Here is a 22,570-nt window from a genome sequence, read left to right on the forward strand (position 1 = left end):
TCGGTTGAAGTAAGAAGAGTGGTGGAGGGGGCTGGATTATCGCAGGCGTCCTGCCTGCGACCTCTTAGGCCGTACTTCGTACGTTCCCAAATGCTCCCGGCATTTGGGTCGAACACAGCGTATCGCTGGTTCTCATCCGAGCCCCGATACGGTTGTCTTTGTGATTGTTGGATAACGTGACTTCGGTTGAAGTAAGAAGAGTGGTGGAGGGGGCTGGATTCGAACCAGCGAAGGCGGAGCCGTCAGATTTACAGTCTGATCCCTTTGGCCACTCGGGAACCCCTCCACAAAAGAGGCGCGTATACTAACAAAATCGACGGGGCTGTAAATGCCTGCTCAAGGTTTTTTTCAAATCTGCGATATAAAAAGCAGGTAAGCCACTGCTGTAGTACACATGACCGACAACATCACCCTTGAACAACTGCAACGGGATCTGGAATGGTCCTGCACACTGAACCGCTCGGTCGGTGACGGAGCACGGTTCAGTTTGTTGTTGTCGATGCTACAGCAGAACGTGATGGAGCGTCCGGCACTGACACCCCAGACGCCCGAGACCTTGTCCCTGCCGCTGCCCGAAAATCCCTATCGTCGGGCGCCGTTATCGGCCAGCGAAGACACCGCCATCCATCTGTCCAACGCTGCACAGCTGGCGCAACAAAGTGCCGCCGATGCGAGGCTGTACCTGTCGATGCACCCCGAGCCGCTATCGCTGTACAATGATGCCAAGCGCATCAGCGATGAGGTGCGGGTCAATTGCGACTGGTATACCCAACAGCGTTTAGCCGGTGAAGCGCCTGCCCATACCATCGAAGAAGATGCCACCCAGCTGCACGATATTCTGCAGCAACTTGAAGCCGAGATGGCTGCCGCATAGCCCCTGACTGGCTTTTCGCCGGCTGTTTTGCTACTATCCGCGCCGCAAAAATTTTGCCTTGGTTTTACGTTCCAATTAGCAAATAGGTAGTATTATGAAGCAGTTTATCGTCTGTGCGATGTACAAGTTCGTCGCGCTCGAAAATTATCAAGACATGCGCCAGCCCCTGCTGGACGTGATGGAAGCCAACGACATTAAAGGCACACTGTTGCTGGCCCATGAAGGTATCAACGGCACCATTTCAGGTCCCCGTGAAGGTATCGACGCGCTGTTGGCGTACCTCAACAGTGATCCGCGCATCAACCCGATTTCCTACAAAGAATCCCTGGATGACAACCAGCCGTTTTACCGCACCAAGGTGAAACTGAAAAAAGAGATTGTCACCATGGGCGTTGATGGCATTGACCCGCGCAAAACGGTCGGCACCTACGTCAAACCCCAGGACTGGAATGCGTTGATTTCCGATCCGGACGTTACCGTCATCGATACCCGTAATGATTACGAAATCGAGATCGGCACGTTTAAACACGCCATCAATCCGAAGACCGAAACCTTTCGTGAGTTTCCTCAATATGTGAAAGAAACCCTGGATCCGGCCAAAAACAAAAAGGTCGCGATGTTCTGTACCGGTGGGATCCGTTGCGAAAAATCCACCGCGTATCTGAAAGAGCAGGGTTTTGAAGAGGTGTATCACCTGGAAGGCGGTATTTTGCAATATCTGGCTGATGTGCCCAAAGAAGAGTCGCTGTGGGAAGGTGACTGCTTTGTGTTTGATAACCGGGTTGCGGTCGATCACGATCTGAACAAGAGCCATTACGACCAGTGTTACGCCTGTCGTTTGCCAATCACCGAAGAAGACAAGCAGAGCGATAAATTTGAGTCCGGCGTCAGCTGTCCTAAGTGTTACGGTACCCATAGCGAAGAGCAGATTGCACGTTTCCGTGAGCGGGAAAAACAGGTCAATCTGGCCCGCGAACGTAACGAAGCGCACGTGGGGACTGAAGCGCGTAAAATCACCAAGCTACGTCGTCAGCAGAAAGCCGCTGAGCGCCGGGCCCGTCGCGCTGCCATGGGAAAAACCAACATTTAGTGCATAGACAGGTCGACCAGAGTCACGCTACACTGGCCCCATCTGTACAATGAATGTGAAGTAATTATGACCCAGACAAACACCTTGGACGACGCTCAGGTTGATGCCATTCGCAAAGAGTTTGAATTCTTTGATCGCGACAACAATGGCCAGATCGATTTGCAGGAGTTCATCGAGCTGTTAACCGTATTGTCGCCGAAAACCAAAGCCAGTCATGTTCAGGAAGGCTTTGCCATTATCGATGATAACGCCGATGGCTACATCGATTTTGACGAATTTCTGGCCTGGTGGCAGCAAGGCTGGTGGGAATACTGAGTCTCTGAAGATCGAGTAACAAAAAGCCCGGCGATTGCCGGGCTTTTTTGTGTCTGACAGGTGTTAATCTTCACTGTCGATGTTGTCGTCCTGTTCGTCAGGCACATCGACCTTACGGGGCTTACGCTTGAGCGGGATGTGGCCCACATCCTGTCCGCCCATGGTTTTGATCCGTTTGGTGGGGCGGGACTTGGCTTGCTGTTCGCTGCCGTCTTTGCGTTTGGCCTTATTGTTGTTAGCCATCGTGCGTTTGGGTTTGGGCGGCTGCAGGCCTTTAAAAGTCGCTTCCAGACCTTCAATGCTGTCGAATGTCGGTGTCTCAGCCAGCAAGGGTTTGATGCGCTCGAAGCTACGCCAGTCTTTAGGGCCTACCAAGGCGATGGTGGTCCCTTTGCTGCCGGCCCTGCCGGTACGCCCGATACGATGGATGTATTCATCGGCATGCTTGGGCAGGTCAAAGTTGATCACCATCGATACATTGCGCAGATCCAGCCCTCGGGAGGCCAGATCGGTCGTGACCAGAATGCTGTGCTGGCCTCGACCAAAGGCATTCATGATATTGCTGCGCTGGGATTGGGTCAGATCGGCGCTCAGCGCCGTGGCATCCAGACCCTGTTCTTTCAGCAGTGCGGCCAGACGCTCGGTGTCCGACCGGGTGGCGGTGAAAACGATCAGTTGTTGGTAGCTTTGCTGTTGCAGCAATGCCAGTAACAGCTGATCCTTATGCTCAATGTGGTCGGCCAGATAAAAGTGCTGATCAATGTCCTGGTGCTGAGCATTGGCCTGACCGACTGCGATTCGCTGGGGGGCTTTGAGCAGGGTATGGGTCAGGTTGTGCAGGGCAGCGCTGTCCAACGTGGCTGAAAACATCATGGTCTGACGTTTGCGGTGGTCAGCTGCCTGGTGGATCTGCATCAGCTCCTGACTGAAGCCGAGATCCAGCATGCGGTCTGCTTCATCCAGGATCAGTAGTTCAAGGCCGTTTAAAAACAGCGATTTGCCTTTCAGGTGATCGGCCACACGTCCTGCAGTACCGACCAGAATGTCCGGGTTTCGACGCAGCAATTTAACCTGATCGTTAAAATTTTCGCCGCCCAGAATAAGGCCAATCTTGATCGGCGTATTGGCGACCAGCCATTTAAGTTGCAGGAACACCTGTTTGGCCAGTTCTCGGGTTGGCGCCAGGATCAGTGCACGGGGATCTTTCTTGCTCAGTGCTTTGGTTCGCAACAGACGGTGTACCGCGGGCAGCAAAAACGCCAGGGTTTTACCGGATCCGGTCTGTGATGACGCCAGCAGATCCTTGTACAACAGGCCATGGGGGATCGCTTGTTGCTGTATCTCTGTGGGTGTCACCAGTTGCTTGACTTCAAGGGCTTTGAGCAAACGGTGATCGAGTGGGAAATCGTTAAAACTGGGCGTTGGTTGCATGGGCAATGGTGCGCTACCTGGGTTGAGCAATAAAATATGGCGCTATTATGCCATTAAGTCACGAGGGGCGTGATGCTTTTTATCGCCTTTATCCCTCGCTCAGGGGTGTTCTGCAGGTCTGTCAGGCCATTGGCACAGGGTTAAGCCGTTCAACCATGTCAGGGACAACTGGCTGGCATCGGCAACATCGGGGCTGACGTCAAGCTTCAGGGCCACAGCGACAGGCAACAGAAATGTCTGGATGCCAACATCATTGATGTCGTGGAAGGCGCGGGTTAGTGCCTGCAGCCGTTCCTTGCTGAAGGTTTGTTGGTCTTGCCAGTCATGATCTGCTTCAATCCATTGCAAGTAGGCTTGCCGGGCAAGGTTTGGATACTGATCCAGCATCCGTTTGATGCGCGGTAACAGACGCTGGTAGGGGGTGTCATCCTTCTGTTGTACGAAGGTGTAGAGCAAATTCAGACCACTGAGTAGCTCGCTGGCCCGACGTATCAATTTCTGATTCATGTCCATTGCTTGTTGAAATGCCGACCGCGCTGCGGGCAAGTCGCCCATGCTCAGTGCGGTGGTGCCCAGATTATTGTGGATCGCGGCTACCAGACGGGGTTGCTCAAGCTGCCGGGCTTGCTCCAACGCCTCAAGATTAAGGGCCCGAGCCCGTTCATAGTCACCAAAGTTACGGGCGATAACCGCCAGATTGATACGGGATTTAAGTTGATCGAGTGGGTCAGAGGCATGGGCCAACGCGCATTGATAACTGGCGCGGGCATACAGTAACCAGTGATGCCGTCTGAACCAGGCGCCCAGGTTGTTCAGGTATTCGGTACGACGGCTGCTGAACGATGGGGTGTCCTGTAACAGAACCAGAGCCTGCAGCGCTTGATGCATGGTGTCCAGATTGGCCAGACGTCGCGCTGCGTTGAGCAGGGCAAAATACCATTGGGCTTGTTGGTCCGGGGGCAACTGGTCAAGCAGCTCAGTTTGTTGCAGCAGGGCAATGCTGTGGTCGGGCAGCGCGCTGAGGTGGGCCTTGGCTTCAGCCAATACCGTGACAGCGTTGTGTTGTGGTTGCCCGGCGTGGCTGAGGTGACTGATCATCATGATCAGACACCCCCACGCGGTCAGTTGTTTTGCCATGGTTATTCTCAACATCCTTGTTAAGAGTCTACGTCCATTTGGCAAAACGGCAACTGCACTCGCCGGTAATTATCCTTGTCAGAGGACCATTTCAGGTACTGAATCCGGCACCACCAGTGGGCCTGCGGTTTTGGCTTGAATCTCTTCAATACTGACGCCAGGCGCACGCTCGGTCAGGTGAAATGCGCCATCTCGAACTTCCAGTACCGCCAGGTCAGTAATGATCCGGGTGATACAATTCACCCCTGTCAGTGGCAATGTACAGTCAGCCAGCAACTTGGAATTGCCGTGTTTGTCGGCATGGGTCATGGTGACAATGATGTTCTTTGCACCGGCCACCAGATCCATTGCGCCGCCCATGCCCTTGACCAGTTTGCCGGGGATCATCCACGAGGCGATGTTACCGTTGGCATCCACTTCAAAAGCACCCAGAACAGTGAAATCGACATGTCCACCGCGGATCATGGCGAAGCTTTCTGCCGAACTGAAGATCGACGCGCCGGTGATGGCAGTGACGGTTTCTTTACCGGCATTGATCATGTCTGCATCCACTTCGGCTTCGGTAGGATAGCGTCCCATACCCAACAGGCCATTTTCTGATTGCAGCATAACGTCAATGCCTTCGGGCACATAATTGGCCGCCAGGGTAGGGATACCAATGCCCAGATTAACGTAATCGCCGTCTTTAAATTCTTTTGCCACACGCATGGCAATTTGTTCACGTGTTAGAGCCATGAGATCCTCCCAATCAGTTAGCGGTGACTTTGCGTTCGATGCGTTTTTCAAAACTGCCTTTGATCACGCGGTTCACATAAATCCCCGGCGTGTGAATTTCACTCGGTGGGATCTCACCAGGTGCGACAATCTCTTCCACTTCCACCACGGTGATTTTGCCCGCGGTGGCGGCCATCGGATTAAAGTTCTGTGCCGTGTGTCGGTAGATACAGTTACCGTAGGTGTCTGCTTTCCACGCTTTTACGATGGCAAAGTCACCGGTAATCGCTTCTTCCAGAATGTAAGGGCGACCATTAAACTCGCGGACTTCCTTACCGTCGCCGACCGGCGTACCGTAGCCGGTGGCGGTGTAAAATGCGGGGATACCGGCACCGCCGGCACGCATTTTTTCCGCCAGGGTACCCTGAGGGGTCAGTTCCACTTCCAACTCACCATTAAGCAGTTGTTGTTCAAACAGGGCGTTTTCACCCACATAGGAAGACACCATTTTGCGGATCTGCTTGTCTTCCAACAGCAAACCGAGCCCGAAACCGTCCACACCACAGTTATTGGATACCACCGTCAGATCGCGGGTGCCCATGGTTTTGATTTGCGCAATCAGCCCTTCCGGTATACCACACAGACCAAAGCCTCCGGCAATCACGGTCATACCATCTTCAAGTCCGGCCATCGCCTGCTCGTAAGTGTCGACGACTTTATTGAATCCCGACATTTTGAATCTCCTGTTCAACATTTTGTTAACAAGTGTACGGAGGATGAGATGAAAGTAAAATTGAATTAATGTAGATTATGATAAAAAAAATGGAATAATAACGAATGTCCGTAACCTACCGTCAGATGCTTGCCTTTGTGCGGGTTGCCAACGCGTCTACGTTCGCCGAAGCGGCGGAACAGTTGCACCTGTCACAACCGGCGCTATCCACCTCGATTAAAAAGCTTGAAGCCTATCTCGGTGGCAGTTTGTTTTCCCGCACCACGCGAAAGGTGACCCTGAGTCCGGAGGGCGAAGAATTTCTGCCCATGGCCACCCGGTTGCTGAACGACTGGGATGCCACCATGGCTGACATGCGTAACGTGTTCGCGATGCGCCGCGGCAAACTGACGCTGGCGGCAATGCCATCCTACGCCAGCGCCCATTTGCCGGATTTGTTGGCACGGTTCTATCAAAAGTGGCCTAACATCAACGTACAAATTCTGGATGTGGTGATGGAGTCGGTGTATCAGCAGGTCAGGACCGGGCGCGCGGAATTAGGTTTTACCTTTGAGCATGAGCAGTTGGACGGGTTGGATTTTCTGCCCCTGATGGTCGATGAGTTTATCGCCGTTGTACCTGCAAGCTCTCCTTTGGCAGACCGATCTTCAGTGGGGCTAACGGATTTGCTGTCACATGCCTTTGTGATGATGGAGCGCGGCTCCACGGTGCGCCGCTGGTTGGACGCATTTTTTGACGCGCAGCATTTATCGGTGGCCACAACCATTGAAGCCGGTCAGCTATCTACGCTGGGTCAACTGGTGGGGGTTGGGCTGGGGGTGTCTATCGTACCGGGGTTGTGTCGAAGCCAGTTTAACGGTCTTGAGGTCAGCTGTTTACCAATAGAGCCTGTGCCGATAACTAAACGGATTGGCCTGATCCGTGCCCAGCGCCGGGCATTGTCGGTGCCGGCACAGGCGCTATGGGATCAGATCGCCGAACAACAACCCGATTGACCCACTACCATTTCTTTTTCGGTGCAAACAATTCATCCAGCTCGTCACGCTCGGCTTCCCGTTTCTTGGCACGATCTTCAGCGTTGGCATTGCGCATAATGTCCTGAATACCGTGCAACTGTTCTTCCAGTTGGGCCTTGCGGTGAATGATGTAATCGGTTTGCTGGGGCTGTGCCGCTAATGCGGCAATGGCTTTTTCAAAATACTGCCGTGCCGACCCTAACATTTCTGACTGGATGGCCGACGTCGCCCGACGGGCCAGAGTTTCAACATTGACGCGCAATTGCAGGGCGGCAAGCATGCGATCTTCGTTAACGAAGGATTGGGTGTCGACTTTGCCTTTGGAGTGCTCTGAGCGCAGTAATATGCGGAATTTTTTGATCGCCTGAATGTACTGAATGATCAGTTTGTCATTTTCCGGCAAGACGAATGATTCATGGGGCGGGGCGGGTTGTTCGATATCGATGCTGTTGATTTTGCTTTCTGCGTCCCGAATCCGCTGTTTGATATCTGTCTGCGTCGGGTTGAGTTGCTGCATGATTTTCAACGCATTGAGTACACGGCGGTAAAGGATTTGCACCATTTTGGGTGACACCGGTATGGTTTCTATGGTCAACAGTACGTTTTCGGTTTCGTCGATAACCGATTTCTGTTTGGCAATTTCAGTGCGTTTTTCCGCTTCCACTTTCTCCCGATGCTGTTGAATCGCATTGACCACGATGGCCACCACGATCAGGGCAACAATGAGAATGATGACTATGCTAAATACCATCGTTATTATTATGTCCGCTTAAAGTAAACCACAACGGTTGTGTGCCATATTAGGGCAATTTTAAGGTAAAAACACTCCCTCCGAGGGAGCCGCCATTAGCCAGCACGATTTCACCGTGTTTATCACCGTGGCTGTGGGCGGTAGCAATCAACCGTGCAAAAAACACCCCCAGTCCGGTACGTCCTTTACTGATATCGTACTCTGGCATGGCAATTTGAGTCGCATCGAGCATATTTTTCGGGTAACCAGGTCCATCGTCCTCGATTTCTATCACCAACAAGCCGGCGTCAACATAAATGTGCAGCCGAATCTCAGAACTGGCATAGCGCGTCGCATTGACCAGCATGTCGTTGAGCAGCAGCGTGACCAGATCCCCGTCCATAAACCAGGACAGGTGTGGTTCTACGTCAACGGTAACGGCAATGTTCTTGTGCGCTATGTAGACTTCATTGTTGCTGATCAGCTCTTCAACCACGTCTTCGATAAACCATTCATCTACGTTTATCGGCAGGTTTTCCATTTCCGCCCGGTATAATGACAACAATTGCACCAGCCCGGTGTTTAACCGCGCGGCTTCATAGTGGGCATTGGCCAGGTGGGCGGTGGCCTTCTGGTTGGTAGGGTCAACCGTTCTTGCCAACTGTTCAATGGTCTGCCGGAGCAGGCACAACGAGTTCTTCATATCGTGCACTGCCGCCGCCAGAACGGAAGAAAAATCAATTTGTCCGGGTGTTTGATGCTTGTCCATGTCAGAATAACAACGTGACAGATTTTGTTAGGCCAATTTGGTACAGTATCCTTTAAACAACAGGGATTTACCAAAAGTTTGTCCCACCGACGCAGAAAAAATCCGCTTTTTACTAAAATTATATGGAATTAATCTGCCCTTCAGTATATATATTTTGAATATAGAAATGTTCAAGGAGAGTGACGGTCTGGCGCCATGAAATTACAACAACTACGTTATATCGTTGAGGTACTCAACAACAATCTGAATGTGTCGGCGACCGCCGAAAACCTGTATACCTCTCAGCCGGGCATTTCCAAGCAGGTACGTATGCTGGAGGATGAACTGGGCGTTCAGATATTCGGGCGTAGTGGTAAGCACCTGACCCACGTCACCGATGCCGGCAAAGATGTTATCAACATTTCCCGTGAAATCCTCGCCAAAGTGGAAAGTATTAAAGCCGTGGCCCGGGAGCACACCTTGCCCGATCAGGGTAAACTGAATATCGCCACCACTCATACCCAGGCCCGTTATGCACTGCCGGATGTGATCAAAGGTTTCATGGGCAAGTACCCGAAAGTCTCTTTGCACATGCATCAGGGCACGCCGTCACAGATCAGTGATTTGGCCGCCAAAGGGGAAGCCGATTTCGCCATCGCCACCGAAGCGCTGCATTTGTACAACGATTTGGTGATGTTGCCTTGTTACCATTGGAATCGCAGTATCATCGTTAACCGGGAGCACCCGCTGGCGAAGAAAACATCGATTGCCATTGAAGACATCGCCGAGTTTCCACTGGTCACTTATGTGTTTGGTTTCACCGGACGCTCGGAACTGGATCAGGCGTTTAACAAGGCCGGATTGACGCCGAAAATTGTTTTCACCGCCACCGATGCCGATGTGATCAAAACCTATGTCAGACTGGGTGTTGGGATTGGTGTGATTGCCTCGATGGCAGTGGATGACAAGTTGGACGGCGATTTGGTGAAGATCGATGCCAGTCATTTGTTTGATTACAGCACCACCAAAATTGGCTTCCGCAAGGGCTCTTTCCTGCGCAGCTACATGTATGACTTCATTGAGCGTTTTGCTCCCCATCTGACCAAAGACGTTGTCGAACGGGCGATGATGCAGAAAAACAATGATGAAGTGGAAAAGATGTTCAAAGGCCTGACCCTGCCGGTCAAGTAAACGGGCAGGGCAAAGTGCCCCGCCCAAGCCGCCATCAACACTCGATAATGTTAACTGCCAGACCGCCTCGTGCGGTCTCTTTGTATTTGGACTTCATATCGTTGCCGGTGTCGAACATGGTTTTGATCACCTTGTCCAGCGAGACCTTGTGTTGGCCACTGCCACGCAGCGCCAATCTTGATGCATTGATGGCCTTGATTGCCCCCATGGCATTGCGTTCAATGCAGGGCACCTGCACCAATCCGCCGACCGGATCGCAGGTCAGGCCCAGGTTATGCTCCATGCCGATTTCGGCGGCATTTTCTACCGCGTCCACTGAGCCGCCAAGAATTTCCGTCAAGGCACCGGCGGCCATTGAACAGGCCACACCTACCTCACCCTGGCAGCCCACTTCAGCGCCGGAGATGGAGGCGTTTTTCTTGTACAGAATGCCGATGGCTGCTGCGGTCAGCAGGTAGCGCGCCGCGGTATTTTTATCGACACTGCGTACGAATTTATCGAAATAACACAGCACTGCGGGAATGATCCCGGCGGCGCCGTTGGTGGGCGCAGTGACTACCCGGCCGCCGGCGGCGTTTTCTTCATTCACCGCCAGAGCAAACAGGTTGACCCAGTCCATGGCACCCATGGGATCGGAGCTTTGCTCGCTTTGCAGTCGACGGTACAGGCTGGGCGCCCGGCGCAGTACTTTCAGACCGCCCGGTAAGATCCCTTCGGATTCAATACCGTTGTTAACGGACTCCAGCATCACCTGCCAGATATGCCACAACTGATCGACTACCTGATCCTTGGGCGCAAGGGCGGTTTCATTGGCCAACATCAGTGAACTGATGCACAGACCGTTTTGCTTGCATTGTTCGATCAATTCGGCGGCACTGGAAAACGGGTATTTAGGCTCGATTTGAGCCGTGTTCATCGCCTCGGTTTTTGCTTCGGTGAACTCATCGTCACGAACAATAAAACCACCACCGATGGAGTAATAGGTCTGTGAACAAATCACGTTGTCGCCTTGTAATGCATGCAGGGTCATCGCATTGGCATGCAGGGGCAGGGTTTTACGACGATGAAACACAATGGCGCCTTCGCGGGGAAAGCGCACGGTTTTCTGGCCGTTCAGGTTCAGGGTCTGGCTTTTTTCAATGTCTGCCAGGTATCCATCCACGGCTTTGACATCAACGGTTTCCGGTTCCAGGCCGAGCAGGCCGAGGATCACCGCTTTACCGGTTCCGTGACCTTTGCCGGTCTGGCCCAGAGAGCCAAACAATTCAACCTTTACCCGGTCGACATTGTCCATCAACCCTTCGGCATTGAGGTGGTCGCAAAATGCTTTGGCCGCGCGCATCGGGCCAACGGTGTGTGAGCTGGATGGGCCAATGCCCACGGAAAACATATCGAATACACTGATCATGACAACTGTAGGGTCTTATTATTTTGTCAGGCACTATGCGCAAATGTGTCAAAATGAGCAACCTGAAAATTCTAATCCGTAGAATAAATATAGCTTAGCGGTGTAAACAAATATTGCTACGCGGACAGGCAGTCCGGCTGTACATGGTGGGATAAGGTGCGTACAAACGACGCTGTGGCGCCCCAGATATGTTTGTCCTGCCAGGGAATAAAGTAAATGGGGTGGCGGTGGCCCTTGCGATTGACTTCGTGGATCAGGTGATTGGCCGGGTTGAGCAGGAAGTCCAGCGGAACATCAAAAATGGCATCCACTTCGTTGTCATCCAGGCGAAAATCTACGTCACCACGCACAAAACCAATAAAGGGCAGGACTTCAAAACCACTGATGGTGCGATAACGGGGCAAGGTACCGACGATCTGGACCTGGCTGAGGGGCAGGCCAATTTCCTCATGGGCTTCGCGTAGAGCGGCATCCAGCAGGCTATTGTCGGATGCTTCGAGCTTACCACCGGGAAAACTGATTTGACCGCCATGGTGTTTAAGGTGTCGGGCCCTTACGGTGAACAGCATCGACAACTGTGTGTCCCTTTCCAGGATGGGCATTAACACTGCCGCGGGTTTACCGGGTTTACGCAGCGGATAGTCAGGTTCGCCCTGAACCTGACGGGCATGATGAAAGCGTTGTAAAAACTGCTCTTTATTCATGGTGCGTAGTCAGTACCGGTAATATTTTAGCCACCTTGTCAAAGCTTTCCTGATACTCCGAGGCGGCGGTTGAGTCGAGTACGATGCCTCCGCCAGCCCAGCAATACAACATGGGCGGTTCACTGAGCAAGGTTCGGATACAAATGGAGGTGTCCATATCATCGTTCAGCCCCACGTAGCCGATACTACCACAATAAATGCTGCGGCGGTGAGGTTCCAGATGGTCAATCAGTCCCATCGCACTGATCTTCGGAGCACCGGTGATACTGCCGCCAGGGAAGGCATCCCGCAACAACGTCAATGGGCTGCTGTGTGACGCCAGTTTTCCGGTGATGCGGGTGACCAAATGGTGAACGGCTGGGTAACTGTCGATGTAGAACAGGGCCGGCACACTGACACTGCCGGGTTGGCAGTTGCGGCTTAAATCATTGCGTAACAGGTCAACGATCATCAGGTTTTCGGCGCGGTCTTTGTCGCTGGCCAGTAATGCCTCGGCATTGCGCTGATCCTGCTGCGGGTCCTCACTGCGGGGACGGGTGCCCTTGATCGGTTTGGTTTCCACGTGACCATCACTTACGCGCAAGAAGCGTTCCGGTGACAACGACAGGATTTCACTGTCTGGCAGTTTGATAAAGGCAGAAAACGGCGCCTTGTTGGCGGCCCGCAATTTCAGGTAGCCCTGCCAGGGGGAACCCTGTGCCTGGGCACAAAATCGCTGTGCAAGGTTAACCTGGTAGACATCACCACACTGCAACGCGTCATGTATTGCATCAATGCGCTGATGGTATTGTGCCTCGGACAGATTGGACTGCCATTGTGAATCCAGGCTGAAGTCGGTGCCAGCGACCTTGTTTGCCAGCCATTGCTCTATGCATTGAGGCGTTGGTGCATCGTGGTCGTGGTGACGACACAGCCACAGGCTGTTGTCACTGTGATCGGCAATCACCGACCAGCTGTACACGCCCAGCGCCAGATCCGGCGTACGGTAGGGGTCTTGTGCCACACTGGGTAAGCGTTCGTAGCGGCGGCCTAAATCGTAGCCAAAGCTGCCCATCAGGCCGCACAGGAAAGGCAAAAGCGTGTCGTTGGGGACTTGGCCGGGCAGCAACCGCTCTTTGAGTTGTTGTGCCAGAACCAGCGGGTCGTCGTCCTGATACACAGTTTGGTTGTCGCCTTCGCACACCACCGTCTGCGCGTCTTTGGCGGTAATGGTTGCCAGCGGCTGGGCAACCAGGATTGAAAAGCGGGCATCGCTGCGGGCACTGTCGGCACTGTCCAGTAGCATCGACCAGGGTGTATCGGCCCAGTGACTGAACACATCAACCAGTGTCGTTGAAGGGGGTAATGACAGCCGGCTGACCGACACCTTACTATCCTGTTGTTGGGTCATAAAAATGCGTGTAATTCCGTAAAAATCATAGGGAAATGACGTAGAGCTTGTCGCCCACAAAGGGTATTATTATGAAATAACAACGACAACAAGTATAACCCTAACTTTTCACTCCGATATTTAGCATGAGGCACATATGGCCGTTATTCGCCAACAGGACTTTATCGATAGCATTGAAGATGCGTTGCAATTCATTTCTTATTATCACCCGCTGGATTACGTCAAAGCCGTGGAACAGGCTTACCTGCGTGAACAAAGTCAGGCGGCAAAAGACGCCATGGCCCAGATCCTGATCAACTCACGGATGTCGGCGGAAGGCCATCGTCCGTTGTGTCAGGATACCGGCATTGTGACCTGCTTTGTGAAGATCGGTATGGGCGTGTCGTTCGACAAGACCGATATGACGGTACAGGAAATGGTCGACGAAGGGACACGCCGAGCGTACACCAATCCGGATAACCCGCTGCGCGCTTCCATCGTGGCAGATCCGGCCGGCGCCCGTAAAAACACCAAAGATAACACGCCAGCCGTCGTGCACATTGACATGGTGCCAGGGGACAAAATCGAAGTGATGATCGCGGCCAAAGGCGGCGGTTCGGAAAACAAGTCCAAAATGGTGATGCTCAACCCCAGTGATGACATTGCCGAGTGGGTGGTGAAAACCTTACCGACCATGGGTGCCGGCTGGTGTCCACCAGGGATGCTGGGCATTGGTATCGGTGGTACCGCTGAAAAAGCGGCGGTATTGGCCAAAGAAAGTTTGATGGATCCGGTCGACATTCAGGAACTGATCGACCGTGGCCCACAGACCACAGAAGAAAAATTGCGTCTGGAGATTTTTGACAAGGTCAATAAGTTGGGTATCGGAGCCCAGGGCCTTGGTGGCGTTACCACCGTGGTGGATGTCAAAGTGAAATCGATGCCTACCCATGCGGCATCCAAGCCGATTGCCATGATCCCAAATTGCGCGGCGACCCGACACGCCCATTTTTACCTCGACGGTTCTGGCCCGGCGGAATTGAAAGCGCCAAAACTGGAAGATTGGCCGGAAGTGACCTGGGAGGTGGGAGAGAACACCCGACGTGTGAACCTCGATACCGTGACCAAAGAAGACATCCGTGAATGGAAAGTGGGCGAGACCGTGTTGCTGTCCGGTAAAATGTTGACCGGGCGAGATGCTGCGCACAAGCGCATTCAAACCATGCTGGCCAATGGCGAAGGTATGCCGGAAGGTGTTGATTTGACCAACCGTTTTATTTACTACGTTGGTCCTGTGGATGCGGTGGGTGACGAAGTGGTTGGCCCGGCCGGTCCGACAACCGCGACCCGGATGGACAAGTTTACCGACATGATGCTGGAACAGACTGGCCTTATCGGCATGATCGGGAAAGCCGAGCGGGGTCCGGCAACTGTAGACAGTATTGCCAAGCACAAAGCGGTTTACCTGATGGCAGTGGGCGGCGCCGCCTACCTGGTGTCTAAGGCAATCAAAAAGAGCCGCGTGGTGGCGTTTGAAGACTTGGGTATGGAAGCCATTTATGAGTTTGACGTGGAAGACATGCCGGTGACCGTTGCAGTCGACAGCGACGGTAACAACGCCCACCAGACCGGTCCTGCAATCTGGAAAGCCAAACTGGAAGATTTGGACGCGGCGCTGGCCAAATAATCCCATTGGTAATACAGTCGGGCTGTAACCCGTTACACAGAGTCGGGCCAAAAGCCCGACTTTTTTTCATCCTGTAATGAACAAATAACAATAAGTCGACTATGAATTTACAACTCGATCTCGTTCTGCTACTGGCCTGTGTGATCAGTGCCGTGGTGGGTGCTATCGCAATGAAAGTCCTGTCTGCTGCAGCCCAGAAAAGACGTCTGCAAGAAGCGGCCGCGCAACAGGAATCACTGGCGCAGAAGCTGGCCCAGACGGAGCATGAACTGGGTAGCGCCGATGAAAAAATTGATCAGTTGCAGCAGCAGATCAATGTCGCCCAAGGGGAATTGGGTGAAGCCCGTCAACTGCGACAGCAATTGCAGGACGTACAACAGGAAAAGCAACAGTGGCAGAGTCAGTGGAAACAAGCATCCGAAGAGATCTCAGAGCTCAAGTCAGCGTTGGAGAAACAACGAGCATCGGCGGTCGAGCAGCAAAAAGCTGCCGATGAAAAAATCCAGTTGCTACAGGATGCCGAACAGCGTTTACAACAGCAGTTTGAAAATCTGGCCAACAAGATTTTCGAGCAGAAGCAGGAGAAATTTACCCAGTCCAGCAAGGCCGGTCTGGATGCGCTGTTGAATCCACTCAAAGAACAGATCGAAGGCTTCAAGAAGCAAGTTACCGATCAGTATGTGAGCGAAGGCAAGGAGCGCGCGTCGCTGAAAACCGAAATCCTTGGTCTCAAAGAGCTGAATCAGCGCATCACTGAAGAGGCCGCAGCATTGACCAAAGCCCTGAAAGGCGATAACAAACAACAGGGCAACTGGGGAGAAGTGGTACTGGAACGGATCCTGAAAGAATCGGGGTTACGTGAAGGACATGAATTTGAGCTGCAGGTGTCACTTAAAAACGACCAGGGCAAAACTTACCAGCCAGATGTGGTCGTACATTTGCCCAATGACAAAGACATTGTTATCGACTCCAAAGTGTCGCTGGCCGCTTATGAGCGCTACTTCAATGCCGGTGATGATGACGCATTACGCCAAGCCTGTCTGACAGAACACGTGGCAAGCCTGAAGAGTCATATTAAAGAGCTGGGTAAGAAGGATTATCAGGATCTGCAGGGCATTCGTACGCTGGATTACGTGCTGATGTTTGTGCCAGTCGAGCCGGCGTTTCTGCTCGCCGTTGACCAGGCCCCTGAGCTGGTCAAACTGGCGTTGGACAACAATATCATGCTGGTCAGTCCGACCAACTTGCTGGTTGCGTTACGTACCATCAACAATATCTGGCAGTATGAATACCAGAACCAAAACGCACAGAAAATAGCCCTTAGTGCGGGTAAGTTGTACGACAAATTCCATGGCTTTGTCGGTGACATGGAAAAAATTGGCCGTTCACTCGACACCGTACAAAAAGCCTATGATGCCTCGATGAACAAGCTGACCAGTGGTAAGGGTAACCTGGTCCGTCAGGTCGAGCAGTTTCGTGCCATGGGAGTGCAGACCAACAAGCGCCTGGACAGTCATTTGCTGGAGAAAGCCGGGCTGGATGAAGGTCTTGAGGATGGGCCGCCGACGGCACCGTCAGACGAATAAAAAAGGCGCCCAGGGCGCCTTTTTTTGGTCGGTAACGGACTATTCGTCTTCGTCATCGGTCACTTTCACAGCCCACAAATCATGCTCATCGGCATGGATAATGTGCGCCCAAATCAGATCACCGGGCTGCACATCAAACTCGTCGGTCAGGTGTACATTGCCGTCGATTTCCGGTGCATCAGCATAGCATCGTCCTACCGCACCTTCGCTGGTCACTTCGTCGATCAGCACCTGGAACTCGAGGCCAATCTTGGCCTGCAGTTTTGCGGCACTGATGGCTTGCTGCTTGGCCATAAAGCGGGCAAGGCGATCTTCCTTGGTGGCTTCATCGACCGGATCCGGCAAGTCGTTGGCTTTGGCACCTTCGACATCGGAATACTTGAAGCAGCCAACCCGGTCCAGTTGTGCCTGCTCAATGAAATCCAACAGTTCCTGAAACTCTTGTTCGGTTTCACCCGGAAAACCGACAATAAAGGTGGAGCGTATGATCAGTTCAGGGCAGATTTCACGCCATTTTTTGATCCGCTCCAGGGTGCGTTCCGCCGCTGCAGGTCGCTTCATCAGTTTGAGGATGCGAGGACTGGCATGTTGCAGCGGAATGTCCAGGTAGGGCAGCACTTTACCCTGGGCCATCAGTGGAATGATCTTATCGACGGAGGGGTAAGGATACACGTAGTGCAGGCGCACCCACATGCCCATTTCGCCCAACTTTTCGCACAACCCCAGCATGTCGGTTTTGACCGGCATACCGTTCCAGAAGCCGGTGCGGTGTTTGCTGTCAACGCCATAGGCACTGGTGTCCTGTGAAATCACCAGCAACTCTTTAACCCCGGCGTCTTTTAAGCGTTTGGCTTCGTCCAGCACTTCGCCAATGGGTCGAGACACCAGATCGCCACGCATCGACGGAATGATGCAGAAGGTACAGCGGTGATTACAGCCTTCAGATATTTTCAGATAGGCAAAATGGCGCGGCGTCAGTTTTACCCCATGGTCCGGCACCAGGTGCTCGAACGGGTTGTGCACCGGACGTGGCAGGTGTTCGTGTACCTGTTCCACGACAGACTCGTAGGCATGGGGCCCGGTGATGGCCAGTACATTGGGATGCACTTCACGGATTTCGTCTTCTTTGACGCCCAGGCAGCCGGTAACAATGACTTTACCGTTTTCGGCCAGCGCCTCACCGATGGTGTCCAGTGATTCCTGCACTGCCGCATCAATGAATCCACAGGTGTTGACGATCACCAGTTCAGCATCGTTGTATGAAGGAACAACGTCATAACCTTCAGTACGTAACTGGGTCAGAATGCGCTCTGAGTCGACCAGGTTTTTGGGACACCCCAGCGACACGAAACCAATGCGCGTACCACCTTGGTTGGGTGAATTCGCGCCGGCCCCATCCTGCAAAACCTTGTTAGGGGTCTCAAGGGTTGTGGTCTGTTTCGGATTAAATTGTTCAACCGTCATGCGTAGCGCCTGCCCGTGGAAGAAAAAAGGGCGCGGATTATACACCATGTTATTGACCAACGCACGAGAGTACGTGCTGTGGGGTGTTTGTGTGTTAGTTGGAAAAGGGAAATGGGCGCTTTAGTGAGAGGATGATGCGGTTTGACTCACTTGCTCCATTGATGTGGTGACCTGAAAGGGCAGAGGGTGGCTTTTTTTTCACCGAACACATCAAAAGTCATGCTGTTGCGCTAGAGAAGCCTTGATATTCTTTGTACTATCAGGGGAGCCGTGAATACCACCACAAGGTTTGATAATAACACCCTATGCGAATAATAAGACCGAGCTTGGTTGGCGTTGTGGCCACACTGATGTTGTTAACTTCCTCAGCGTTTGCCAACACCATCGCCGATGCACAAGATTACCTGGCAACCCACGATGTCAAAACCTACGACTGCCCTGATGCAGATGCGATTGATGGGTTGAACACCTATTTGCAACTGGAAGGGTTGCCAATCGAGTTGCACCAGCGCTTACTGGTTGAAAAATCACACTGGATGATTTGTATGGGTCAGTACAGTGAGGCTAAACGTCAGTTGGAAGGTTTGTTGTCCAGTGATTATTTGTCGCAGGGATCGGAAGCTCACGTGAACGCACTGTACCAGATGGGCTTTATCCTCGATGTGTTGGAACAACCCGGTCGTTGTGACTATTACGCGCAAGCGGAAGCCGGCGCCAAAGATCGTTTCTCGGACGTTTATCTCAGTGCCCAGCTTGGCCAGATCACGGTGTGTGACAGCTATGGCTCAGCAGAAGGGATCAAGCTCGGACGCCTGTATGCGTTGCTGGAGTTGTATGCCAATCAAGGCGACAAGGCGGCGATTGCGCACATTCATAACAATATCGGCTTGTTATACGGCGCGTTGGGGCAACATGTGTTAGCCGCGGAGCAGTTTGAAAAGTCTTACCAGATAGGGCTGGATGTCTACGAGAGCAGTAACCTGCTGGCCACTCTGATCAGTGTTATCACCTCGCAGATGGCGGCGGGGGATTTTGACGGCGCCCGCGCCAGTATTGAAGAATTCAAACGTCAGAATGTGTCAGTCAATACACCCTTGACCAATGTCTGGTTACATTTTGCCGAGGCAGGCTATTACTACCGTACCGGTAACTATGATGAGTTACGCAACAGTCTGGCAAAGTGGCAGGTGTATTTGCCGCAGGTGAAAAATCAATTAATGGCGGGTTACTACCGTTGGTACAACGCGGCTTTGTGCCTGAATGAAAAGAACATACCTTGCCTGGAGGATTTTCTTCAGCAGGAACGGGAAGCGCCGGAAAGCTATCGCAGCCAGGTGAGCAAAAATAAAGACTACTTGCGCATGCAGGTAGACATACAACTGTTGCTGGGCAACGTGGAAGCGGCGCGCGCCCAGTTCGATGTGTTCGCCGATACCATGCTGAACAAAACCATGGATCAGCAGGCGTCCGGAAAAGTCCTCGGTGTTGCCAATTTGCACAATCAGATACTGGCTTTGGAGAACAACCTGGCGCAAGCCCGCAATGAACAATGGTGGTCAAATGCGATGGTCATGTTTGGCTTCGTAGTGTTGATGGCGTTGCTGATGTATTTGCTGCGTCGCCAGTACGTCGCCCGGATCAGTCTTGATCCGTTTACCGGATTGCATAATCGTCGTAGCGTGACCAATGCCATCAAGCGCGTCCCGGCCCCGTCAAAAGACAAAACCAATGCGTTGGCGTTATTCGACCTGGACAATTTTATCCGTTCCCATCATGCCATCGCCCAATGGCGTGAAGATCACGTCCTGCGTCAGATTGCCAATACCCTACAACAAGTGACCCGTGATCGTGATCTGGTTGGCCGTCTGGCACCCCGGCAGTTCATTCTGTGCCTGACCAATCTGGAAGAGACCACTGCGGTCGCATTTTTTGAGCGCATGCGGGAAGCACTGGAACACTCCATCATGAACATGGAAACCGGCGAAACGGTCAGTCTTAAGTCCAGTATGAGTATTTATGTCAGCACCGAAGGGTTTGACGATCTGGATGATATTCTGGCTGACATGCAATCGGCGTTGGACAAAAACAGCGCACAAACCGCGCAGGCAATGCAATCATGAACATAACGCTGGCGAGACACGCCGAACACTATCAATTTGCTGCACAGGTGCTGCATGAGCTGAGGCCACACCTTAGCGAGCAGGCCATTGAAAAGCAGATTGCCGTGCAGGCACAGCAGGGGTTTCAGGTCGCTATTGCCTGGCAAGATGAGCGAGCTGTCGGCGTTGCGGGTTACTGGATTCAGCACAAGTTAGCGTGGGGAAAACACGTTTACATAGACGATTTGGTTACCTTACCGGCTTGTCGTGGCCAGGGCGTTGGGGAACATCTGCTGTCTTTCGTCTGTGAGCAGGGCAAAGCGCAGCAGTGCGTCTCCCTTCATCTGGATTCCGGCGTGCAGCGCTTTGACGCCCACCGCTTCTATTTGCGCCACGGTATGCGCATTGCCAGTCACCATTTTTGCAGTGACCTTGTGCCGTGAGTCAGCCGAATATCCATCCACGACATTTTGCCGATGACGGTCGTGCAACCGTTCCATCTTTGATGTGGATAGCCTGTCTATGGGTTATGCGTGGCTGGTTGGTGTTGGTCTTTGCATTGAGTTCCCGGCAGCAAACGGAACAACTGCTGGTTGTTTTTTATCCACGACCTGAACAATTGTTGCAAGGAATGGCGCCAGGGGCGATTGCCCTGATCGTGTGTTTGTTGATGGCGTTTCATCGTCGTTTGCTGGATAGAGGCTGGACCGCCTGGGTTGCGTTGTGCAGACCGTTGATAGTGCTGGGACTTTTGGCTGATGCATCGCTGTTGTTGTGGCAGTCCTCCCACCATCATTGGCAGTTTTCCTGGGGCGTTGCGACCGGATTATGGTTTGATGCGATGTTGTTAGTGTGGCTTCTGCGCAGCGAGCGTCTGCAATGGATGTTATCAGACTGGCGAAGCCACAAGGGTTAGGCCTTATTGCACGCTATTGCCAATGGCCTGGTCGAAATAGTGTTTGACACTCACCTGGCTGTCATTAACCAGACGCTGATAACAGATCCCGGCAAACGCATAGCTTTTTCCTGCATATTCCAGCACCACATAGGGGGCGTCTGGATCTGACACGTCGTAATGCCAGTTGCCGCCCACACGATGGCGAAACACTTCGCCTACGTACGCACCGTAAATATTACACAGTGTAAACACCATGTTGTCTTCCAACGCACTGTCTTTATAGCGGTCGATCCAGGACAACAGCACATCATCAACCAACGCAATGCTTTCTGGACTGCCGTCCAGGGTTAGCTGGAATTCTTCCCGGGTGGTATTGATGGCATTTTGTGCGCTGTCGGCCATCAATGCGGTAATTTCTTCTTGGGTCATTGCATCTGTCATGGGTTGTTCCCCGTGGTTGCGGTGTTGTCATCCTGACGGATAACCTGTCGGTTACTCAGGATCAAATCATAAAGGAGTTGTGAACCTGGTCCAATGTTATCAGGGCGTGGTTTAACCAGATAGGACACCAGCCGTCGGAAGCTACTGCCATCGAGGTCCAGTTGTTTTAGTAAGCCGTCTGCGAGATGAGGCTGCACCACGTGTTCCGGTAACCAGCAAAAGCCAATACCCTGCAACAGCAAGTCGACGGCGGTGTGAAACTGGCTGACGGTCCAGCGGGCTTCTGATTTCAGCCAACCCTGTTTTTCATCCGGTGATTGGGACGTATCCGCAATCACAAGTTGAAGGTGTTGTGATAATTCGTTCGGATCGATGGGACCGGATGTTTGGCTAAGAGGATGCTCAGGATGACATACCAGTAGAAAGTTGACCTGGGCAATCACCTCACCCAGGTGCCCCTTGGGGACGTGGTGACTAATGACCAGATCGGCCCAGCCCTGGGTAATGGCTTCTTCAGTGCCGGTAATCACCGTATCGATGATCTTCAGGCGGCTTCCCCGACACTCGGGTAAAAACTGTTGTAGTGACGGGTAGAGCAGGGAACGGGGAAAAGCGAGATCGACCGCAAGGGTGATTTCTGGCTCCCAATGTTGCTGAATATTGGCCGCCAGTGACTCCAGATCCTGAACATTTTGGGTCAAATGACGGGAGCGTCGCAGCATCACTTCGCCGGCTTCGGTCAGGTAGGCTTTGCGTCCACGTACTTCAAGCAACTGCACCCCAAGCTGACTTTGCAATTTGGCCACCGCATGATTGAGACTGGATTGGCTTTTATTCAGCTTTTCCGCCGCGTGGGCGTAGCCACCGTGGTCAACAACCGCCTGTAGGATACGCCATTGCTCCAGTGTCGTTTTGGGCCGGTACATGGATAATTG

At 52.7% G+C, this 22,570-nt stretch carries 22 protein-coding genes and 1 tRNA gene; 10 read left to right on the forward strand and 13 right to left on the reverse strand.

The genetic code is table 11. The features are described 5' to 3' along the window. Window positions 1-201 precede the first annotated feature (201 nt). Window positions 202-286, reverse strand: a tRNA-Tyr gene (locus LJ739_RS04250). A gap of 108 nt (window positions 287-394) precedes the next feature. On the opposite strand from LJ739_RS04250, the gene LJ739_RS04255 reads away from it, so the two are divergent. The 3 genes from LJ739_RS04255 (at window position 395) to LJ739_RS04265 (ending at window position 2,279) form a co-directional block, all read left to right on the forward strand. Next, on the forward strand, window positions 395-874 hold the full coding sequence (locus LJ739_RS04255; RefSeq protein WP_229157351.1) for a VC2046/SO_2500 family protein: 480 nt from the start codon (window positions 395-397) through the stop codon (window positions 872-874). A gap of 94 nt (window positions 875-968) precedes the next feature. Further along, window positions 969-1,964 (forward strand): oxygen-dependent tRNA uridine(34) hydroxylase TrhO, encoded by a 996-nt coding sequence (trhO, locus tag LJ739_RS04260; protein ID WP_229157352.1) that lies wholly within the window; start codon window positions 969-971, stop codon window positions 1,962-1,964. Window positions 1,965-2,030: 66 nt separating this feature from the next. Then, window positions 2,031-2,279, forward strand: coding sequence for an EF-hand domain-containing protein (locus tag LJ739_RS04265; protein ID WP_229157353.1), 249 nt, complete (start codon window positions 2,031-2,033; stop codon window positions 2,277-2,279). Between the two features lie 63 nt (window positions 2,280-2,342). On the opposite strand, the gene LJ739_RS04270 is transcribed toward LJ739_RS04265, so the two are convergent. The 4 genes from LJ739_RS04270 to LJ739_RS04285 form a co-directional block, all read right to left on the reverse strand. Continuing rightward, complete coding sequence (locus LJ739_RS04270) at window positions 2,343-3,710, reverse strand: DEAD/DEAH box helicase (protein ID WP_229157354.1); 1,368 nt, start codon at window positions 3,708-3,710, stop codon at window positions 2,343-2,345. Window positions 3,711-3,809: 99 nt separating this feature from the next. Continuing rightward, a complete protein-coding gene (locus LJ739_RS04275; protein WP_229157355.1) occupies window positions 3,810-4,847 on the reverse strand; it encodes a tetratricopeptide repeat protein in 1,038 nt (345 codons plus the stop codon). Between the two features lie 78 nt (window positions 4,848-4,925). Next, on the reverse strand, window positions 4,926-5,582 hold the full coding sequence (locus tag LJ739_RS04280; RefSeq protein ID WP_229157356.1) for a CoA transferase subunit B: 657 nt from the start codon (window positions 5,580-5,582) through the stop codon (window positions 4,926-4,928). A 13-nt stretch (window positions 5,583-5,595) separates the two neighbouring features. Next, on the reverse strand, window positions 5,596-6,294 hold the full coding sequence (locus LJ739_RS04285) for a CoA transferase subunit A (RefSeq protein WP_229157357.1): 699 nt from the start codon (window positions 6,292-6,294) through the stop codon (window positions 5,596-5,598). Between the two features lie 104 nt (window positions 6,295-6,398). Here LJ739_RS04285 and LJ739_RS04290 point away from each other — a divergent pair, with 104 nt between their 5' ends. Next, window positions 6,399-7,289, forward strand: a complete 891-nt coding sequence (locus tag LJ739_RS04290; protein ID WP_229157358.1) for a LysR family transcriptional regulator — start codon at window positions 6,399-6,401, stop codon at window positions 7,287-7,289. A gap of 4 nt (window positions 7,290-7,293) precedes the next feature. Here LJ739_RS04290 and LJ739_RS04295 read toward each other — a convergent pair whose 3' ends face one another. Further along, window positions 7,294-8,061: a hypothetical protein gene (locus LJ739_RS04295; RefSeq protein ID WP_229157359.1), complete on the reverse strand. Its 768-nt coding sequence runs from the start codon at window positions 8,059-8,061 to the stop codon at window positions 7,294-7,296. Between the two features lie 49 nt (window positions 8,062-8,110). Beyond that, window positions 8,111-8,809, reverse strand: a complete 699-nt coding sequence (locus tag LJ739_RS04300; RefSeq protein ID WP_229157360.1) for a sensor histidine kinase — start codon at window positions 8,807-8,809, stop codon at window positions 8,111-8,113. Between the two features lie 195 nt (window positions 8,810-9,004). Between LJ739_RS04300 and cysB the strand changes: the two genes are divergently transcribed. After that, complete coding sequence (cysB, locus tag LJ739_RS04305) at window positions 9,005-9,979, forward strand: HTH-type transcriptional regulator CysB (protein WP_229157361.1); 975 nt, start codon at window positions 9,005-9,007, stop codon at window positions 9,977-9,979. A 34-nt stretch (window positions 9,980-10,013) separates the two neighbouring features. On the opposite strand, the gene LJ739_RS04310 is transcribed toward cysB, so the two are convergent. The 3 genes from LJ739_RS04310 to pabB form a co-directional block, all read right to left on the reverse strand. After that, the gene (locus tag LJ739_RS04310) at window positions 10,014-11,387 is read right to left on the reverse strand and encodes an L-serine ammonia-lyase (protein WP_229157362.1); all 1,374 of its coding nucleotides are present in this window, start codon (window positions 11,385-11,387) and stop codon (window positions 10,014-10,016) included. A 116-nt stretch (window positions 11,388-11,503) separates the two neighbouring features. Next, window positions 11,504-12,091 carry a CoA pyrophosphatase gene (locus LJ739_RS04315; protein ID WP_229157363.1) on the reverse strand — a complete coding sequence of 196 codons (588 nt, stop codon included), beginning with the start codon at window positions 12,089-12,091 and terminating at the stop codon, window positions 11,504-11,506. Then, window positions 12,084-13,481: an aminodeoxychorismate synthase component I gene (gene pabB, locus LJ739_RS04320; RefSeq protein WP_229157364.1), complete on the reverse strand. Its 1,398-nt coding sequence runs from the start codon at window positions 13,479-13,481 to the stop codon at window positions 12,084-12,086. The genes LJ739_RS04315 and pabB overlap by 8 nt, the downstream gene beginning before the upstream one ends. A gap of 136 nt (window positions 13,482-13,617) precedes the next feature. Between pabB and LJ739_RS04325 the strand changes: the two genes are divergently transcribed. Both LJ739_RS04325 and rmuC read left to right on the forward strand, forming a co-directional pair. After that, window positions 13,618-15,147, forward strand: a complete 1,530-nt coding sequence (locus LJ739_RS04325; protein ID WP_229157365.1) for a fumarate hydratase — start codon at window positions 13,618-13,620, stop codon at window positions 15,145-15,147. A 101-nt stretch (window positions 15,148-15,248) separates the two neighbouring features. Beyond that, window positions 15,249-16,733: a DNA recombination protein RmuC gene (gene rmuC / locus LJ739_RS04330; protein WP_229157366.1), complete on the forward strand. Its 1,485-nt coding sequence runs from the start codon at window positions 15,249-15,251 to the stop codon at window positions 16,731-16,733. 39 nt (window positions 16,734-16,772) lie between these two features. Here rmuC and rimO read toward each other — a convergent pair whose 3' ends face one another. Further along, window positions 16,773-18,197 carry a 30S ribosomal protein S12 methylthiotransferase RimO gene (gene rimO, locus LJ739_RS04335; RefSeq protein ID WP_229157367.1) on the reverse strand — a complete coding sequence of 475 codons (1,425 nt, stop codon included), beginning with the start codon at window positions 18,195-18,197 and terminating at the stop codon, window positions 16,773-16,775. A gap of 350 nt (window positions 18,198-18,547) precedes the next feature. On the opposite strand from rimO, the gene LJ739_RS04340 reads away from it, so the two are divergent. The 3 genes from LJ739_RS04340 to LJ739_RS04350 are packed head-to-tail and all read left to right on the forward strand — an operon-like array spanning window position 18,548 to window position 21,212. Beyond that, window positions 18,548-20,317 (forward strand): GGDEF domain-containing protein, encoded by a 1,770-nt coding sequence (locus LJ739_RS04340; protein WP_229157368.1) that lies wholly within the window; start codon window positions 18,548-18,550, stop codon window positions 20,315-20,317. Beyond that, window positions 20,314-20,739, forward strand: a complete 426-nt coding sequence (locus LJ739_RS04345; RefSeq protein ID WP_229157369.1) for a GNAT family N-acetyltransferase — start codon at window positions 20,314-20,316, stop codon at window positions 20,737-20,739. Before LJ739_RS04340 ends, LJ739_RS04345 begins: the two co-directional genes overlap by 4 nt. Next, complete coding sequence (locus LJ739_RS04350) at window positions 20,736-21,212, forward strand: DUF2919 family protein (RefSeq protein WP_229157370.1); 477 nt, start codon at window positions 20,736-20,738, stop codon at window positions 21,210-21,212. The genes LJ739_RS04345 and LJ739_RS04350 overlap by 4 nt, the downstream gene beginning before the upstream one ends. 3 nt (window positions 21,213-21,215) lie before the next feature. On the opposite strand, the gene LJ739_RS04355 is transcribed toward LJ739_RS04350, so the two are convergent. Both LJ739_RS04355 and LJ739_RS04360 read right to left on the reverse strand, forming a co-directional pair. Further along, entirely contained in the window at window positions 21,216-21,623 is a 408-nt protein-coding gene (locus tag LJ739_RS04355; RefSeq protein ID WP_229159423.1) for a hypothetical protein, read from the reverse strand. Between the two features lie 8 nt (window positions 21,624-21,631). Then, a complete protein-coding gene (locus tag LJ739_RS04360) occupies window positions 21,632-22,561 on the reverse strand; it encodes a LysR family transcriptional regulator (RefSeq protein ID WP_229157371.1) in 930 nt (309 codons plus the stop codon). Window positions 22,562-22,570 lie beyond the last annotated feature (9 nt).

Origin of the sequence: Fluctibacter halophilus (assembly GCF_020687825.1) — a bacterium.
Lineage (GTDB): Bacteria > Pseudomonadota > Gammaproteobacteria > Enterobacterales > Alteromonadaceae > Fluctibacter > Fluctibacter halophilus.